This window comes from Candidatus Trichorickettsia mobilis (assembly GCF_034366785.1).
Taxonomy (GTDB): Bacteria; Pseudomonadota; Alphaproteobacteria; order Rickettsiales; family Rickettsiaceae; genus Trichorickettsia; species Trichorickettsia mobilis_A.
The window spans coordinates 511141-530270 of record NZ_CP112932.1 but is presented as its reverse complement, the minus strand read 5'-3'; the positions used below and the strand labels follow the sequence as shown (position 1 = coordinate 530270).

Annotated in this window: 15 protein-coding genes; 5 read left to right on the top strand and 10 right to left on the bottom strand. The window is 33.5% G+C overall.

Features of this window, described 5'->3' with window-relative positions:
* Positions 1-153: 153 nt before the first annotated feature.
* The 3 genes from infC to tyrS form a co-directional block, all read right to left on the bottom strand.
* Positions 154-690 carry a translation initiation factor IF-3 gene (gene infC, locus Trichorick_RS02400; RefSeq protein WP_323738851.1) on the bottom strand — a complete coding sequence of 179 codons (537 nt, stop codon included), beginning with the start codon at positions 688-690 and terminating at the stop codon, positions 154-156.
* Positions 691-851: 161 nt separating this feature from the next.
* On the bottom strand, positions 852-2753 hold the full coding sequence (gene thrS, locus Trichorick_RS02395) for a threonine--tRNA ligase (RefSeq protein WP_323738664.1): 1902 nt from the start codon (positions 2751-2753) through the stop codon (positions 852-854).
* A 214-nt stretch (positions 2754-2967) separates the two neighbouring features.
* Complete coding sequence (gene tyrS / locus Trichorick_RS02390; RefSeq protein WP_323738663.1) at positions 2968-4215, bottom strand: tyrosine--tRNA ligase; 1248 nt, start codon at positions 4213-4215, stop codon at positions 2968-2970.
* A gap of 186 nt (positions 4216-4401) precedes the next feature.
* Here tyrS and Trichorick_RS02385 point away from each other — a divergent pair, with 186 nt between their 5' ends.
* The 3 genes from Trichorick_RS02385 (at position 4402) to Trichorick_RS02375 (ending at position 6158) form a co-directional block, all read left to right on the top strand.
* The gene (locus tag Trichorick_RS02385; RefSeq protein ID WP_323738662.1) at positions 4402-4617 is read left to right on the top strand and encodes a YdcH family protein; all 216 of its coding nucleotides are present in this window, start codon (positions 4402-4404) and stop codon (positions 4615-4617) included.
* A 62-nt stretch (positions 4618-4679) separates the two neighbouring features.
* Positions 4680-5240 carry a NifU family protein gene (locus Trichorick_RS02380; RefSeq protein ID WP_323738661.1) on the top strand — a complete coding sequence of 187 codons (561 nt, stop codon included), beginning with the start codon at positions 4680-4682 and terminating at the stop codon, positions 5238-5240.
* 231 nt (positions 5241-5471) lie between these two features.
* Entirely contained in the window at positions 5472-6158 is a 687-nt protein-coding gene (locus Trichorick_RS02375; RefSeq protein WP_323738660.1) for a hypothetical protein, read from the top strand.
* 213 nt (positions 6159-6371) lie between these two features.
* On the opposite strand, the gene lpxC is transcribed toward Trichorick_RS02375, so the two are convergent.
* Both lpxC and tkt read right to left on the bottom strand, forming a co-directional pair.
* Positions 6372-7250: a UDP-3-O-acyl-N-acetylglucosamine deacetylase gene (gene lpxC, locus Trichorick_RS02370; protein WP_323738659.1), complete on the bottom strand. Its 879-nt coding sequence runs from the start codon at positions 7248-7250 to the stop codon at positions 6372-6374.
* Between the two features lie 105 nt (positions 7251-7355).
* The gene (gene tkt / locus Trichorick_RS02365; RefSeq protein WP_323738658.1) at positions 7356-9335 is read right to left on the bottom strand and encodes a transketolase; all 1980 of its coding nucleotides are present in this window, start codon (positions 9333-9335) and stop codon (positions 7356-7358) included.
* Between the two features lie 268 nt (positions 9336-9603).
* On the opposite strand from tkt, the gene Trichorick_RS02360 reads away from it, so the two are divergent.
* A complete protein-coding gene (locus Trichorick_RS02360; protein ID WP_323738657.1) occupies positions 9604-13608 on the top strand; it encodes a hypothetical protein in 4005 nt (1334 codons plus the stop codon).
* A 459-nt stretch (positions 13609-14067) separates the two neighbouring features.
* On the opposite strand, the gene ccmE is transcribed toward Trichorick_RS02360, so the two are convergent.
* The 5 genes from ccmE to Trichorick_RS02335 all read right to left on the bottom strand — a co-directional run bounded on the left by ccmE (position 14068) and on the right by Trichorick_RS02335 (position 18039).
* The gene (gene ccmE / locus Trichorick_RS02355; RefSeq protein ID WP_323738656.1) at positions 14068-14478 is read right to left on the bottom strand and encodes a cytochrome c maturation protein CcmE; all 411 of its coding nucleotides are present in this window, start codon (positions 14476-14478) and stop codon (positions 14068-14070) included.
* Positions 14479-15036: 558 nt separating this feature from the next.
* Positions 15037-15831, bottom strand: a complete 795-nt coding sequence (locus Trichorick_RS02350) for a MotE family protein (RefSeq protein WP_323738655.1) — start codon at positions 15829-15831, stop codon at positions 15037-15039.
* Complete coding sequence (locus tag Trichorick_RS02345; RefSeq protein ID WP_323738654.1) at positions 15828-16436, bottom strand: DUF6468 domain-containing protein; 609 nt, start codon at positions 16434-16436, stop codon at positions 15828-15830. The genes Trichorick_RS02350 and Trichorick_RS02345 overlap by 4 nt, the downstream gene beginning before the upstream one ends.
* Positions 16437-16448: 12 nt before the next feature.
* Complete coding sequence (fliM, locus tag Trichorick_RS02340; protein ID WP_323738653.1) at positions 16449-17402, bottom strand: flagellar motor switch protein FliM; 954 nt, start codon at positions 17400-17402, stop codon at positions 16449-16451.
* A gap of 79 nt (positions 17403-17481) precedes the next feature.
* Positions 17482-18039: a flagellar basal body-associated FliL family protein gene (locus tag Trichorick_RS02335; protein WP_323738652.1), complete on the bottom strand. Its 558-nt coding sequence runs from the start codon at positions 18037-18039 to the stop codon at positions 17482-17484.
* Positions 18040-18176: 137 nt separating this feature from the next.
* Here Trichorick_RS02335 and Trichorick_RS02330 point away from each other — a divergent pair, with 137 nt between their 5' ends.
* Positions 18177-18986, top strand: a complete 810-nt coding sequence (locus Trichorick_RS02330; RefSeq protein ID WP_323738651.1) for a flagellar hook basal-body protein — start codon at positions 18177-18179, stop codon at positions 18984-18986.
* The last annotated feature ends 144 nt before the right edge of the window (positions 18987-19130 follow it).

Sequence of the window (19130 nt, the reverse complement as noted above, 5' to 3'; positions counted from 1 at the left end):
CAGTCTTTATAAGGCTCTTTCTTACTGAGCTAATTGGTCACCACGAAGCTTAAGAGCCTAGCGGTTCTTTGTGATAACGCCTTATATGTGTATACTAACGTTCAAATTAAAAAATTCGTGAACGCTTACAAAATATTAAATCTCTTGCATAATCTACTTACTACCGGAGGAGATAGGACACACCATCATCATAATTTGTTTACCTTCCATTTTTGGCTCTGATTCAATTTTTGCTATTCCTTCAAGATTAGAAATGATCCGATTAAACAACTGCATTCCTATATTTTGGTGCATAATTTCTCTACCTTTAAACCATAAAGAAATCTTTACTTTATCTCCTTCGCTAAGAAACTCTTTTATTTTACGTAGCTTAGTATCAAAATCACCTTGACCTATATTAAGTTTAAATTTCATTTCTTTAATAACGGTAATTTTCTGCTTTTTTTTGCTATCGTGAACTTTTTTCTTAGATTCATATTTAAATTTGCCAAAATCTAATATCTTGCATACCGGCGGTTCAGCAGTAGGCGATACCTCAACTAAATCTAACGCAGCTGCCAAAGCACGCTCCAAAGCTTCTTGTATGGTAACCACACCACACATTTCACCGTTTTCATCAACTAATCTAACTAATTTGGCCCTAATATCTCTATTAGCTTTAGGGAAATTATTATCTTTTGTTCCAGAAATAGCCTTACTCCTTAAAATAGTTAATACTTGATTTTATGCACATCAATAAACGAAGGTCAAAATCAAAGAGTGCTAGGAGCTCATAGAGTCGAAGCGCGGAGCGTACATAAACTTGCTGCGCATTGGAGATCTCTAGCGATGACAACACAATCCATAGATTTTCACCGAGTATCAAGTAATATAAACTGTATTAAGTCCTTCACACTCATTACCTTCTGTTCACTTGAACCTAATGTCCGTAATGTTATAGTTCCATCAAGAACTTCCTGCTTACCGACGACTGCTATCAGTGGCACCTTTTTACTTGAGAAGTTACGTACTTTATAATTCACTTTTTCTGCAGAAATGTCAAGTTCTGATCTTATACCATTTTCGACTAATAACTTATTCACTTGAGCTGCATATTCATCGCTATCATTAGTAATAGTAATTACTGCAACCTGCGTAGGCGCCAGCCACAAAGGAAACTTACCGACATATTCTTCAATCAAGATGCCTATAAACCTCTCTAATGATCCCAAAATTGCTCGATGTAACATTACTGGGCGTTTTTTTTCTCCGCCAGCTGCAATATAAACAGCATCTAGACGCTCTGGCAAGACAAAATCTACTTGCAGAGTTCCGCACTGCCAATCTCTACCGATGGCATCTCTTAAATGAAATTCCAGTTTTGGTCCATAAAATGCTCCATCACCAGGATTTAAAGTATATTCCAGCCCAGCTGCAACCACTGCTTTCTGCAACGCAGATTCTGCTTGATCCCAAACCTCATCAGTTCCCGCTCTAAGTGCAGGGCGATCAGAAAATTTAACGTTAACTACATTAAAACCGAAATCACTATATACCTCTTGTAATAATTTACAAAAATTTACTGTTTCACTGATTATTTGATCATTAGTACAAAAAATGTGCGCATCATCTTGTACCATTGAGCGCACTCTCATTAAACCATGTAATCCACCAGAAGCCTCATTACGATGGCACATACCGAATTCTGCCATTCGCAAAGGTAAATCGCGATAACTCTTAGTACCTTGTTTAAATATTTGTACATGGCAAGGACAATTCATTGGTTTTAAAGCTAATATTTTCTCATCAGCTTCTAAAGCAAACATATTTTCTCTAAATTTTTCCCAATGTCCCGAAGCTTCCCAAAGGCTTTTATCTAACAGTACCGGTGTTTTTACCTCAATATATCCAGCTTTTCTAATTTTAGTTCTAATATACTGCTCAATGGTACGATAAATGCTCCATCCTTTATCATGCCAGAAGGGCATACCTTGAGCTTCATCTTGAAAATGAAAAAGGTCAAGCTCGCGACCAACTTTTCTATGATCACGTTTTTCCGCTTCTTCCAGCATATTTAAATAATTATCAAGCTGACTTGCCGTAGCCCAAGCCGTACCGTATATGCGCTGTAACATCTGATTTTTACTATCACCGCGCCAATAAGCACCAGCAATTTTCATTAGCTTGAAATGTTTTACTTTGCCGGTAGAAGGGCTATGCGGACCACGACATATATCGACAAAATTACCTTGCTTATAAATAGTAATTTGTTGATCTACGGGTATTGATTCTATTATTTCTGCCTTATAAGACTCTTTTTGATCGCGAAAAAATTTTATTGCCTCATCTCTATTCCAAACTTCGCGAGTAATTTTCTCATTACGCTTGACAATCTCGTGCATTCTTTTTTCAAGAGCTACTATATCCTCTGGGGTAAATGGCTTACTGGTAGCAAAATCATAATAAAAACCATTTTCAATCGCTGGTCCTATGGTTACTTGTACATCATCTTGAAATAACTCTTTTGCTGCTTCTGCGAGAATATGCGCAGCATCATGACGCAACACTTCCAAACATTCTTGATCTTTGGCAGTTAAAATTCTGATGCTAGCATCAGAATTAATTGGCAAACTTAAATCTTTGAGCTGACCATCCACTTCAATTACCAATGCTTCTTTAGCTAGTGAAGATGATATTTTACTGGCAATGTCAAAGCCTGTAGTGCCAAGTTCAAATTGCATCTTAGTTTTATCTGGAAGTTCTATATTAATCACTGATTACCTTATATATCTCTAAATTTATTAAACAATCTTGAGTTTTCAACAACCATATTTTTACCGAGAACGTTTAAAGATTTATACTAAAGTTTATACTAACTACAGTTACTCTGAACTAACACGTCATCCCGAACTTGTTTCGGGATCTCCGTCAGGATTTCACGAGATCCTGAAATAAATTCAGGATGACATTGCGAGTACAAATCATCGGTTAAGATAAAGTCTTTGCTTTAATCAATATATGTTTTTTCTTGCCCGATGATAATTTCAAATAGCTTTGATCAAACAGCAAGCTACTATCAACTACCATATTTTCATCATTGATAGGATGATCGTTAATTTTTGCGCCACCACCTCTAATTAATCTACTACCCTCAGATTTTGAACTAACTAAATTAGCAATTACTAACAGTTCGCAAATAGGAATGCCATTTGTAAGCTGATCAAGCGCAACAAAAATAGTGGGTAAGTTAGCATCTATCGTCTTGTGTTCAAATAGTTTAGTAGCAGTTGTTAATGCGTCATGAGCTGCTACTTCACCATGACAAATAGCAGTTAGTTTAAAAGCTAGCTGTTTTTTTGCAGCATTAATATTACTGTTAATTAAATGGTTAAATTCAGCAAATTCAGCATCAGTGAATTCAGCATATAATTTTGCAAATCTTGTTAAATCAGCATCAGCACAATTACGCCAAAATTGATAATACTCATATGGACTTAATATTTCTTCATTTAACCAAACAGCACCATTAACTGACTTACCCATTTTTTGACCAGAGCTTGTGGTTAGTAAAGGTGTAGTAATGCCATACACTTCCTGCTTAGAGAATTTGTGACACAAATCTACACCCATAACTATATTACCCCACTGATCGCTGCCACCAATTTGTAATACACAACCATATTTTTTGTTTAGCTGACAAAAATCATAAGCTTGTAATAAAGCATAATTAAATTCTAAAAATGTTAATGCTTGTTCTCGATCAATTCGTGCTTTTACCGAATCCAACGTGAGCATCCGATTAACCGAGATCAATCTACCATAATCACGTAAAAATCCAAGATAATTTATATGCTCAAGCCATTCCGAGTTATCTAATATTATAGCATCACTTGCACCATCGCCAAATTTAATAAATTTGGCCAGTGAATTTTTAATACCATTAATATTTTTTGTCAGCTCTTCATGATCAAGGATTTTTCGTAAATCATCACGACCAGTCGGATCACCAATCTTAGTCGTCGCTCCGCCGATAACAATAATAGGCTGATGTCCATGGTGTTGCAATAACCTTAAGATCATAATTTGTAGTAAATTACCTACATGCAATGAAGGGGCAGTACAATCAAAACCTACATAAGCAATGACTCTCTGAGTAGCAAATAATTGCGTCAATTTATCTAAATTTGTACATTGGTATAGGTAGCCACGAGCTATAAAGTCTTTAATAAAACTCATCTTACAGATATTTGTATTTTGTATTATAATAACCAATATAATTGTGGTAAAATTAGCAATGGTGTCAAGTTAAATATCATATTAATTAACTAAAAGTTAGGGCAAGATTCGTAATTATATTTTGTAGAAGAAACTATTTATGATATATATTAAAGTACTCAAGGAATAATATGCTGGAATTAATTTATGGCTATGACCGATGAAGAATTGCCACTAACTGAAGAATTAAATCAACTGGAGCAAGAGCATTCTAACTTAAATCAGTTAATAGATGATTGCTTGAATCAGGGAGAAAATGATTTAGATCAACTTACCACGCAAAGGCTAAAAAAGCGTAAATTATTTATAAAGGATCGTATTGCATATATTAAGTCAATCTTATATCCTGATATAGTAGCTTGAATTTGGTTGTTTATGACTATGACAGACTACTGAATCTTAATATTTAGAGTAAATACCATATCATGTTAATTCGTACCGAACATACCCCTAATCCAGAAGCAATGAAATTTTTACCAGGGATCACTATTGCTGGTAATCAACCAATACATTTTAGCGATGCGAGTCATGCCAAAGCAAAAAGTAGTTTGGCTTTAAAATTATTTGATATTGAAAATGTAACAGCAATATTTTTTGGTGATGATTTTATTACAATTACAAAATCTACCACCAGCGATTGGAGTGTGCTTAAGCCAGAAATTTTGATGACCATGATGGATCACTTTACCATGAACTTGCCCATATTTGATTGCGCTGCAGAAAAATTATACTCAAGCGAATTAGATGATGTCTCTGATATAGAAAAACAGATAATTGAAATTATAGAAACACGAGTGAGACCCTCTGTTGCAATGGATGGTGGTGATATAATATATCGTGGTTTTAAGGATGGAGTAGTTAAACTTGAATTACATGGAGCTTGTTCTGGTTGCCCAAGTTCAAGCATCACTTTAAAAAATGGTATTGAATCAATGCTACAACATTTTGTACCAGAAGTAAAATCTGTAGAAGCGGTTTCAGAATAGAGCATAAAGATCTAGACTTCTCTTGCATGATATTATTGCAACATTTTAGAAAAGTGTAAAATTTACACAACACTACTAACTAACATGGTTTAGGTATAGTTTTTCTATAAAAAAACAAGAAAATAGTTTATTATGTAGACTCTAGTGCATCACATAATTATTACTAAATTTAATTAGGTCTGATACAGTTTTTTAAATTATTTATTATCAATCAAATATGGAGATAAATTTATGCCTGGCACTTTAACAGAAGAATTAGGTTCAGTACTTCAAGGAGTATTAACTGAAAAAGTAAAATCACTAGTGCCTACACAAGCGGTAGAGCAGTATCAAGATTTAGCTAATGAGAAAATAAAAGAAATGGGTGCTAAAGTTACCGAAGTTTCTTATGGCGCAATTGATACGGCTACTACATGGCTAGAGGGTAGTATTAATAAAGGCATCGATAAATTACCTTTTGGAGATACGGTTAAAGATACCTTAAAGGAAGTTAATAGCGGCTTATGCGCTACTATAAATGTCGTTGGTAAGGCATTGGTAGATACTGCGCTAGAAGCAGGAAAAAAGGTGGTTGATAACCTAGTAGGAAACTTGGGTACTGCAGCAAAAAGCATATGGAGTGGTGTTTGTAATTTTTTATCTGGTAAAGAAACTAAAGATCAAGTGCTGGATGATGCAAAAAAAACTGTGAATACCGCAGTAGACAATGTTAAAACCGGTACTATAAGCGCAGTAAAAGAAGGAGCTGATAAAATAACAAGCACTGCAAAAACTGGAGTTGAGGAAATAAGTGGGCAAGCTAGTAAAGGTGCTCAAAAAGTAACTCAGGAAGTTACTAAAGAAGTAGTAGGGAAATTTACTGAGCAACTAGATAAAAGCAGAAGTAATCCTCCAAGCGTAGACAAAGGTAAATTTTAATAAAATATTGATCGCTTGTTCGCGATTTTTGGCTTTGCTTTAGATCTGTAAGCTCTGATGTCATTTCTACAAAAGCAGGAATGACATCGGAAAAGTATGTTTAAAAAACCGTGAACACTCACAACAGCATCAAAATTTGATTGCTTCAGGCAAAGCCATCAAAGCTTGACAATTTGACATAGTTCGACACTGAGTTATAATCAATAGAATTGATTATAAGTCTTTAGCTCCTACCCAAGTGTAGGCTTGACTATCACTAAAAATCTTATGTAGTAATTCATTGTTAAGTTGATGACCAGTTTTTAAAGCATTAAATGAAGCTACAATGTTAGCTGTTGATGTGTACAAATCACCTACCATATCTAAAGCTTTGTGCCTAACGAATTCATCTTCATATCTTAGTCCGTCATGATTTAGTATAGTATCACGATCAATTCCTATAGCATTATCCAGAGAAGCGCCTTGCGCTAATCCTCGATCTTTTAAATAGTCAAGCTCATTTAAAAAACCAAATGTTCTGGCGTTAGCTAAATTTTCTTTAAAAGAATTTATAGTTTGAGAAAATAATAAATTTTGTTTACCAATAACTTTACTGTCAAATTCTATAGTTAAATTTATGTGCATTGTTTTTGACTTCGACGCTATAATTTCACGATTTTGATCACTGACTCGAATTTCTTTAAGGATTTTTAGATATTTTTTTGCTACATTTTGTAGTTTTTTTCCAGCACATTCGATCATAAAAACAAAGGCTTTACTGCTACCATCCATAATTGGTACTTCAGGGCCATCTAATTCAACAATCACATTATCAATTCCACATCCCCAAAGTGCTGCCATTAAATGTTCTATGGTGCTAACGCGGATATGTTGATTTTGTAAGTTAGTGGACATTGCAGTATCTGCCACATTTAAGTATGAAGCTGCGATATAATTGATCTCTGACTGAACATCAGTGCGTACAAAGATAATGCCAGTGTTTGGTTTTGTGGGTTTTAAAGTTAATTGTATATTTTGTCCAGAATGTACCCCTATGCCATAACAACTAATGGGATTAATTATTGTAGATTGTGCGTATAAATGTTTGAGCATATATGGAGTAGGCGTTAATAAATTGATTGTAGGAGTCTAAAATCAATGAATATTAAAAGCAAATGACATTATATTACAAAATATTTCATGAGCTGAGTTATAACGTTACAAATCACAAAGTTTAGTTTTTATAGCATTTACAATATTCTCGGTAGTTAAGGTAAAGTGTTCATAGGCTACTTCGGCAGGGGCTGATACTCCAAATTGATTGATGCCAAAGAATATACCATTTATTCCAATAATTTGGTGCCAACCAAAAGCACAACCAGCTTCAATTGCTACGCATAATTTTGTAGATTTTAGAATAATAGAGTTGATATATTGTTGATCTTGTCTAAAAAATAATTCAAAACAAGGTATAGAAATTACCTGTACTTTGAGATTATCGACAACGGTCAAAGTTTCTGCTGCGTTCAATGCCAGTTGGACTTCAGAGCCGGTAGCAAATATACAAACATCAAAATTACTATTAACATCTAATTGTGGAGCTATTGCTGAAATTACATATGCGCCTAAAGATGTGTTTCTCCAATCGAGAGATGCTTTGATTTGTGGGACATTTTGTCTGGTTAAGACCAGCATGTGTGGTCTGGTGTGATCAGATATAGCTATCTGCCAACATTCAATGGTTTCAGCGCAATCAGCCGGACGCAGTACTTGTAGATTGGGGATCGCACGCATTCCTGCTAGTTGTTCAATCGGTTGGTGAGTAGCACCATCTTCACCGACTCCAATTGAATCATGGGTCATGATATAAATTACCTGTTGTCGCATCATTGCTGATAATCGCACTGCCGGTTTCATATAATCAACAAAAACGAAAAATGTTCCCCCTATTGGTAAGAATCCTGACAAAGCAAGGCCATTCATAATTGCAGCCATTGCATGTTCACGAACACCATAATGAATGAAGTTGCCACTGAAATCATCTTTGGTGATAACAACACTCAGAGAATTTTTGATATTATTCGAGAATGATAAATCAGCTGAGCCACAAATTACTTTAGTTGACATCTTGAGTAATTCTTGGATAACGCGTCCTGACGATACTCTAGTTGATTCTGGTTGAGTTGCTAGTTGAATGTTATTTAAAAAATCAGTATTAATTTTAACCGGAGCTAAATACTCCTGTGCTGTTGGTGATAATTGAGCGTAATGATTTTGCCAAGTTTCATAATTTGATTTATTGCGTTGCCAAGCTGTTTTCCACGTAGCGCGTAATTCTTCCGGAATCTCAAATGCAGCATCTGGCATTTGCAGCTGAGTTTTTAATAATTTGATCTCAGTACCTCCTAATGGCGAGCCATGTGCAGTTTCAGATCCAGCTTTATTTGTACAGCCTTTGGCAATTAAAGTGCGACAAGCTATCAATTGTGGTTTGTTGGTATTTTGTGCTTGATTTAAACTAGAGCTAATTTGTGTAAAATCATGGCCATCAATAGCATTAACTCCCCATCCAAGAGCAGTAAATACACCTAAATGATCCTCAGAGACAGCAAGGCTAGTTTTACCATCAATAGAAATTTGATTATCATCAAATAAAACTATCAAATTATCAAGACCTAAATGACCAGCAAGTGAAGCAGCTTCATAGCTTATTCCTTCCATTAAACAACCATCGCCAACTATACAATAAATTTTATAGTTGCTGATCTTATTACCAAGAACATGTTGATATTTCTTGGCAGCAATAGCCATTCCGACGGCATTAGCGAAGCCTTGTCCTAATGGACCGGTGGTAGTTTCAATTGCTTGATAGGCGTCATATTCTGGATGCCCTGGAGTTTTTGAGTGTAGTTTACGAAAATTTTTTAGATCAAAGATGGTAAAATTAGTATAGCCGGTCAGATAATAAAAAGCATAAAGTAGCATAGAGCCATGCCCTGCTGATAATACTAAGCGATCTCGATTAAACCACAGAGGGTCATTGGGATTAAAGCGTAAAAAATCAAAGGCTAGACTTGTCATTACATCGGCCATACCTAGTGGCATTCCAGGATGACCAGATTTAGCATGTTCAACTGCATCAGCGGCTAATACTCTAATACAGTTACTTAATTTTAAATATGAATCTTTAGTCAGCATAGTGATGAGATGTATATTATGTTAAAGTCCTTATAAAACTTCTTTATTCGACGCTATTTTATTGAGAGTTCTCAAGTTTTGAAACATCCTAAACTAAATCTTAGATAATGACAATAATTTATCAATGGCATGATTATTGCTAGGTGATTAATGGTATCAATGTTATTTTGATAACAAAAATTACAAATTAATAAAACAAAACACTTGATTATTAAGTATATATTAATGTATATTAATAATTCTATTCAATATTTATAGGCGTAATTTTATGAAAGATTTTAGGAATTTAAATAATTTAACTGAATTAAAACAGTCGTTACAAGAGTTGAAGGGCGAAAATATTAATTTATTAGATATTTATGATCAAACAAATAATAGTTATTTTGCAGATTTATTAACTTCACCATTAATGAATGGTACACAAAAACCAGCTGAAATTCTGCAAGCTATATCTAACGCAGAAATGGCTTTTAACATTAGTGCTGATTTACAATTGTTACAAAATTTATTCATGAATAATTTTTTTTATGGTTCTATCAAAAAACAGCACGATCAAGCCGTAAAGATTTTAGCAGAAAATTTTCAATTGACTGCAACTGATCAAATTCAAGCAGGTCAAACTATTGTTGAAAGGTTTATACAGCAGACATCTAATATGAGATTAGTAAAAACATTGAAAAATCTAGTTGAGTCAAATTTACTACCTAATGGTGTTCCTATGCAGGATGCATTGCCACTGTTACCTTTAAATGTAGCGCAAACTTTAGCTGCTAAAATTACCGATCATGAGCAATTACAAGAGGTGGTTAGTTTATTAAAAGGCAAATACAACTTAAATGAATTTGCTCATACAATATTAAATAACTGGACAGTGCCAACAGATTTAGCTTTGAAAGCGTTTAGTAATGAAGGAATAAAAATTGATTTTAATCTACCAAGTCAAGATGGAGTCAGTGGTACAGCTTTACAAATTTTAGCAAATAAAAACATACCGCATCAGGACCTAGGTCGGGTTCTTGATGCAATGTCAGAACATGACGTCAATTGGGCGCAGAATTTTAATGGTGGAATGCATCATGGACGTAATTTTATGACCGCATTTTTTCAGCAGAATAATTGGATGCAACCAGAGCAGTTATTACCAACAGTTAAGGCATTTGCTAAAAATAAAATAGATCTTGGAATAAAAGATCAAAATCATCATACAGCATTTTACGACATTGTTAATAAGCTTAATCACGGTGCTGATATTAATAAATATTTTGTTCAAGCAATTGCAAAAACTGAAACTAAATTTGTAGATGTATTTATTGCATTTCGAGATAAAGTAAAAATTTCTGATATGTTAAAGGCTTATGAAGGTCAGGAAATAGATTTCAACACTCCATCTCAAGAATTGGGAGTAGCAATAATGCATCCAGCAGGATTTATGATTCCTATGGGTATGTTTGCGTCAGCTACTACTTTACTTAAAGAACTATTTAATTATGTAAATGATCAACAACAATTTAAGAAGGTAATTAAGCTGTTAAAGGCTTATGAAAATATTGATTGGGGTCAACAATTAAATGGTATGAATGGTGATAATATCCTTAGTAAAATCTCTGCCTTTGACAATATACAAAATAATATAGTGCAATTATTGCAAACTGCTAAAGATGAATATGGTTTGACTTTTAAGTTAAATGGGACAGCTATATTAACTCAGATTGTAGATCAGATAAATTATAACCAAGAGCCTGGGGAAATAATTAAGACAATTGAAGAATTAGGATTTGAGGTTAACAAAGGACTTATGGCGTTTGTTTTTGCGGATCGTAAGAACATTGCTTTATCAGTAGCAGCAGATTTATTTCCTGGAGCACAACTTGCTGAAGTCTCTATCCAAGATTTGCCGATGATTGCTAGAATGATAACTAAAGATAATAATCCTTGGACCATGCAAGCAAGCTTTAATAAATTGATAGCTTTAGGCTTTAATCAATGGACTGCTGATTTTGGTAATGGTCAACAGTTTTTAGGAAATATAGTCCAGAATTGTTTCGATTTACAGCAAGTGGAATGGGCATTATCCATCTTGAGTAAAGCTAACGATCTGCCTTGGGATTTTAGTCATAAAGATACTACTAATCAGGATGTTTTTGATATCATGTTCATGAAACCTAGCTATCCGAATGCTATTACTAATATTGTAAAATTACTGGCTAAATTTGAAAATATTGACTGGGTAGAAGCTAGTAACAAGATGTTAAATAGCCCAATGATTCACATGTATCCTATGCAGTTAGTAGATTTTGTTGCTCTTTTGCCGGAAGAAAAAATTGATTTACTAAAAATAACAAACGGTACAACATTAATTGCTAATTTATTATCTAGAGTTGGAGATAATTATGAGTTACAGACTTTAATGTTGATGTTTAAAGACAAATTTAAAGTTGACATGAATAGCAAAATTGGTGGGATAGAAGATCATATATTAAGTTTTGTTCCACAACATTTATTGCATCTTGATAATTTATTACCTGTATTACAAAATTTGGAAATAAACATCAATTGGTTATCAACCAACCAGCAAGGCACGCCTTTATTTGTAAAAGTATTACAGAACAGTCAACAAAATCTGCAAGTTAATCTTAACTATCTGATCGCTAATATAGACCAAGCTCAGTGGACTCAACCTTTAGATAATGAGCAAAATAATCTACCACTGTTAATTGCCAAATCAGGTAATCAAAATTGGGATATTGCCATAAATCTTCTTAAAATGGTTGATGAACAAAATAACTCCTTATTTCATATTAACTATAAAAACACATTAGGAATGAGATTAATGGATATGGCTGAAATATTGCATGCTAATAAAGCTGGTAATGCAAATGCTGTTATTAAAGAATTGCGTGACCTCGGATCTGTAGAGCCGCAAAAACCAATATCGGTTGCTATAGCTGATAAATTAGACTTAACTAACGGACGTTTGGATGGTTATGAGCCTAATAAAATTAATGCGCCAAAGATTATAAATTTACTATATCAAAAATTTTCATTATCAGACCTGCAAGTTACTCAAGAAATAAGTGATTATAGAGGAAAAGATTTTGCTGGTTGGAATAATAGTAAATGGCATGGTATGCATAACCAATTAACTATCCCGCAAGTAATTGATTTATTATCCGGAATGACTAATATCCATGATCGTTTGCCAGAAAATTGGAGCTTTAAAAAAGTACTTGGTCATATAATTCATGTGGTCCGTACTAGTAATGATGAAGGGTTATCTAATTCATTGACCCATTGTTTAAGCGACTTACATATGTGTGATCTTGGTAAATTAATTAACTTGCTTAATGTAGTACAGGATCAAGTTCTTGGAGGGCAGCAAGTTAATTATGCTGGTCAAGAGTTTGTGGCATTCAAACCTATATTAGACGAAGCTATGATTAAGATAAAAGCTGCATTTATCAACAAAACTCCTGCAGCTGTAACAAAATGGTTCTATGATATCTATGGTAATGTTGTTCCTGAAAAATGGGGGATGCACACTATAAAAATTCAAGGCATAATTAATAAAGTATTTACTGAGTTAGGAGATCCAAAGATAGAAAGCTATCATTTTAATGATGGATTAAAAGCGCAAATCATCACTCCCTTAATTGAGAAAATAAAACCAGGTTCTATTGCCAATGAGCAAGTGACTGAATGGCAAACTGTATTACAGGACGGTATTTCCATTGGTGTAAATGCATTTTTTGAAAAGATAGTAGAAACAGCTATAGATGGAATGGATGATTTATTTGCTGATATATCTTATAATGCTGAAAAATTCTATGGTAATTTTAGTACTGTAGGTAAGGGTATGATAGTATTTTACCATAATAAAATACACAAACAGAATGAAGAGAAAGGTCTTAAGTTTTTAGAGCTACTCAAAATCAACTGCGCTCTTAATCCAGAAAGTGCAATGCTTGTTGATCAAAGTATACCTGAACATGAGGTGAAATTTAATTTCAGCGATCTATCTGTAAGAGAAGTACAAAAATTGCTTGATACAGGCGATGAGGCATTAATTCATTGGTTAGCGACTGATAAAGTAGTAATTGATTGGACTGCGGTAATCGGAGATAATCATACTGTGCTAACTCAGCTTGCTCATATGCAAGGGGGTAAATATGCACAAGATGCAATTAACCTGTTTAATACACACCAAGATTGGCAAGTATCCCATAACATTCTAGAAGCTGGAAAAGTTGATGAGTTCTTTGGTGATTTGAATTAAGAGTTAAATCCAACTTAATAGTTGGATAAGAGAGTGTTCGCGAAAACCTATTCATAAAATTAAGGAAAAGAGTTTATACGAACTGCCTTGTTTGAGCATCATCGCACTTCGCATTGCGAGACCACGATAGTGGATAGTGGTCAAGGCAATCCAGTAAAACATGTATTTGTTTCTGGATTGCTTCGACAACGCCATCGCAATAGACGAAGTAGCTCACTGCATTTCCTTAGCTTGACATATGGTTTTGTGAACACTTCCAACACTAGACCTCTTGCATAACCTATTCCGGTTGGTAATTTTGTTGTCAAAACTCGTCTCCGTTCCGCAACAAACAAGGGTACGCTACGGTACTCGACTTCGTTTTTGTCTGAAAAATTCCTCAACCGTCTCTAGGTTATGCAAGAGGTCTACTATTAGATAAGACTTATAACTATAATTTAAAGTGACAGAAGTTAACTATTATTTATTCTTGAACTCTTGTGCTACTTCAGGAGGCATATAATTTTCATCGTGTTTGATTAACAATTCATTTGCCATAAATAGATCACCAGATAATTTCCCTTGTGCAACTATACCTTGATTCTCCCTGAATAATGCCGGTAGCATACCTCTATAAAATATTTTTACTTCTTGAGCATGATCGGTAATTGTAAACATTATCTCATTGGCTTTTAATTTGTTAATCGAATTAGGTTTTACAATACCACCTATTCTAATTTCTTGATTAAATAGAGCGGAAGTTATCTTTGAAGGGGGATAAAAAAAAGTGATATTTTGCTCAAGGTTATACAAAATAATATATATGCCTAATGCACAAGAAGTTATAGAGCATAATATTAACAATAGCCTGTTTTTGGTTTTCTTAAGCATTAATATATGAGTGAATTTAGAATAATTGTAATATATAAATTGGAGTGTTCGCGGGTTTTATAAAAAGTCATCTTGCTTGAGATTCTGTTAAAAATTGAAGCAATTGTATGATAGAAACATGATCCAGTAAGTGCTGAATAATACGCTAGTTTATAATAATAAAATTAGATTTCTTGCAACTATAGCTGGTTTATAATTTTGTTGTCAAAACTTGTCTCCGTTCCGCAACAACAAGGAGACTGCTTGCGGAACGGAGACGAGTTTTGTCTGAAAAATTCCGTAACCTTCTAGGGTATGCAAGATGTCTATTGAATACCTCATGCTAATTTGACTGAATTGCTTCAACTTCGTCTCAAAGCTTGACGGTTACACAATTTATTGAACACTCTCTAATTTACTTAGTTTAAATTGCTTACTGACTGTTTTTATCGAGCTTGGATTTCTTTGGTAGGTTAATAGACTTAATATATATAAACCAGTTTTGAATAAATAACCCAACTAGAATTAATAAAGTAAATAAATAACCTAACTGTAAATAACTGTTGATAGTCAAAAGCATTAATTTCCTACAGTTATTGTTTTTTGTTTTGCAAGTTCAATAGATAAGTCGCGTGCTTTCATAGGATCCATACTTGCAAGAACTGGAGAGACTTTAATTTCCTTCATATTACTAACAACCTGCAATAATACTGGCATTTCAAGTTCATTAAATATTTTTGCAGCATCTCTTGGTTTCATATTTTCATAAATTTTTACTAAACTCATAATCCGACCAAGTTCTTTTTGATCATATTGCTTCATTACTTCTTCAAGTTTGGCTTGAAGATCTTTGAGTTCAAGCATTTTTTGGTCAATTTTGTTCTCAGTGGCTCTTAGAACTTGTTCGCGAACTTTTATCTCTTCTTGATTTTTATCCAGTTCCACGCGTCTTTTTGATAATTCCTTTAATAATTTAAGTTCAGAGTTACTAATATTAGGTGTTTCTAACAAAGAGGTTCCTGTTGGTTGTGGCGGTGCTGGCGGTGGCGGTGTCTTGTTTCCTGATTTATTCCCAGTCTTGCTTGCAGATTTATTGTTGGTTTCTTGATTAGCATTTTCTACTTTTGTTAGTTCGTTTTTTTGTGAAGTATTTTCTGGTTTCTGATCCAGATAATTATCATAAATTTGTTGAGTTTCAGTGTTATTCGTTTTTTTATCAGTGGCATATGCAGTATCTACTAGAATAGAAGTTGTTGCTGCAGTATCTGTAGCATAACCAGCATGTGCTTCAATTTTATTGAATAATGTCCATAGCTTTACTGATAAGACAGCCATCAATATTACTAAAATAGGAGAAAAGAATTTAATCTTCATTTTTTTGTACTAACCCTTCTTAAAGAATCATAGTAATTTAATTGATTTAGAGTAATTCCATCATCAGCTTTTTTGGTTACTATATTATTTAAAAATTTTTTAAACTGATTTGCGTAATCTGCTTTGTTATTAGATGCTGTACTAGTACCAGCAGTAGTAGATATATCAATTTCTTCTGCTAAATCATCATCAGTAAATTTTGATTTTAAAGGATTATCACTATTATCAACATATTGTGAGTGAAATTGTTGTGAATCCGATGAAGCTTTGGTGTTAGTATAATTTTTACTGTTATGGTGTAAGCTCGTTATTTGTTGGCTTAAAGAATTAGCCAAATTATTACCGATTTCATTAAGCATTATCAGTTCTTGATAGATGCTATTAGCAGAATCTATAGAAGATTTTAATTCTTTATTAGTAACCATAGCGCATTCATTAAGCTCAGTGACGCTAGCAGCGGCTTTTACAATTGATACATTTAGTTCTTTAACCATTCTAGCAAATTCGATACGACTATTCTGTAAATCTTGAATGCGACGATTTAGCACCCAACAATAGGTGATGCAAATTCCAATCAAGATGATCAATAAAAAATCTAACAACATTTTGTCTAATCTTCAATAATATTTGGTTATACTAACAGCTACTTTATTTTCAACTTTACCAATTTGACCCTTGAATAAAGCGATATGCCCAGAACGTATTAATATATCTTCGTGTTGAACATGATCAATTACAATTGTATCACCAATTTTTAAATTAATAACTTCATACAAAGGAGTAGGCTTATTAATAATGACTGCTTCAATAGGTAAGTCAATCTGATAAATCGCATTGAATATCATTTCTTCCCAGACTATATCATTTCCAAATTTATCGCCAAAAAATACTTGTTGCAACTGTTCTTTAATAGGTTCAATAGTTTTATATGGTATCACTAGATCCATATATACTGCACGATTTTCGATTTCTATTTTAATTTTAAGTACAATAATGGCATCTCCCGGCCTAGTAATTGTAGCAAAATTAGGATTAGTTTCTAATCGTTCTAAGGAAAAAGTAGTAGAGCTAACCGGTTCAAAAGCATGTCCTAATTCTGTCAGTACTATCTCAGAGATTTGTTTGACAATCCCTTGCTCAATGGAAGTCAACCCTCTAGATGCTTCACGTTTTACTTGAGCGGTAGCGTTTTTTTTTCCACCAAGTAAAATATCAATAAAAGTAAATACTAAATTATCGTCTAAAATCAGCAATCCAAGATTTTCCCACTCAATAGCTTTAAATACGACTATTGGCAATGGTGCTTTCATCGTTTTAAAATATTCTCCAAATCGTAACGAATCAAAACTGACAATTTCTACATCCACAGCTTCTGAGGTTAAATGTCGAAAGGCAGTAGCAAGGTGTTGTGAAAATTTCTCAAACACAATTTCAAGCATTGGTAATCTTTCATATGATTGTAATGCCTGATCTAATACCGCTTTAACTCCCGTAGATAATAAAGAATGAGTAACTGGTTCGCGTTCGCGATTTAAATTATTAGGATTATTTTCTATGTTATCACTAGACATAATTGCTTTTTCTCGTTTTTTTAACTGTATTTAAATTCACTGCTTGTTAAATTTTTGACAGGAAGCCTATAATTAAAATTCAGTTAATCATCATTTCTTTAAATAATACATCTTTAATTATCATAGGAGCAACTATCTTATTAATTCGTTTTGTTAATTCTTCTTTTAATAACAGTATACCACCAGTGCCACTAAGATCAGCTGGTCTCAATCCTGTTAAGAAAGCCTGAAAATTATCGATAATCATTGGTGTTTTTGCTTGCACTAGTTTAGTTTCAGCTTCAGAAGATACCCGTAATGTAAGAGTTAGTCTTAGATATACCGGCTTACCTTTTTCGCTTGCTGTTAAATTAACTATCATTGGCTCTAGTGCAACATAGCTGTTAGTAATAGCTTCAGCACTATCAGCAATAGCTGCAGCATCTCTGCTAGTATCACTATATGTTTTTGGTTTTCTTACTATCTTGAAGAAAAAATAAGCTCCGGCGACTGCGCAAATTAATAATGGGATAACAATTAGTGCAATTTTTTTAATTTTTTTATCACTTTGAGCTTTATCGGTTAATGCAACACCAGGTGTAGTAGTGGCTGTTGGGGTCAAGGGCTCGTCTTGTGCGTCGAAAAAACTTTTTGCCATATTGATCAAATTATTGATTGGTTGTCTGTTTGAAATTTGTAGTAGTTTCAAACATTATCATATACAAATACATGTAGATTTATTTTTTCTCTACTGAAATCTTTTGAGAATGTAAAACTTTAATCCATATTGAGTTTATGATACACAGTTTAACTCTGGTAACACCCATAATTGTTTTATTTAGACATATTATTGTAATTATCGCAATGTTGTTTTATTGCAATTCAGCTTATGCCAATAATAGTACTTACATTACATTATCTAATCAGATTGCTAGAAAGACACAACTTGCAATAGTTGCTAATAATGTAGCTAATGCAAATACTACCGGTTATGAAGCAGATAATGTATTGTTTAAAAATATTGATACTAAACAATCAACAAAACGCTCTAATTCTTTTGTATACACTGAAGGTGCATACAAAAATGGTAATCGTGGCACCTTGCAAACAACTAATCGTCCAATGGATTTAGCAATTGCAGGTGAAGGATATTTTAAGATTTTAACAGTACAAGGTGATCGATATACGTTAAATGGTGGATTATTTATCAACAGCGAGTATATTTTAGTGAATGCAACTGGGTTACCTTTTGCTAGCAGAGACGGGCAGCCAATATTAATCCCGGTTGATACTCAGGATATTAGAGTAGCAGCAGATGGTAGTATTTATGCAGACGAAGATATTATCGGTATAATTGGAGTCTTTAGTATTAGTGATATTAACCAACTGATAAAAGAAGGGAACAATTTGTATAGTAGTAAAGTTCGTGATGTCGTGCTTGATGACTTCACCATTATTAGTGGTGCACTTAGAAGCTCAAATGTAAGCTCAACGAAAGCTATGACAGAAATGGTAGAATTACAACGGTCATTAGGTGCTACTAATAATTTGATGTCTGGTATAGCTGATTTAGAGAGAAGCGTAATAACTAAAGTTGCTAAATGATCAAAATAAAAAAAATGTGCGAGCAATGAATGACTTATTGCTAGTAATATATTGTTAAGTAACTCATTTAATAGTAAATCTTAAGTAGATTTTATTAGATTTTAGCTTATCTTAAATAAGAATAGTCAGTGTAATACAGTTTTA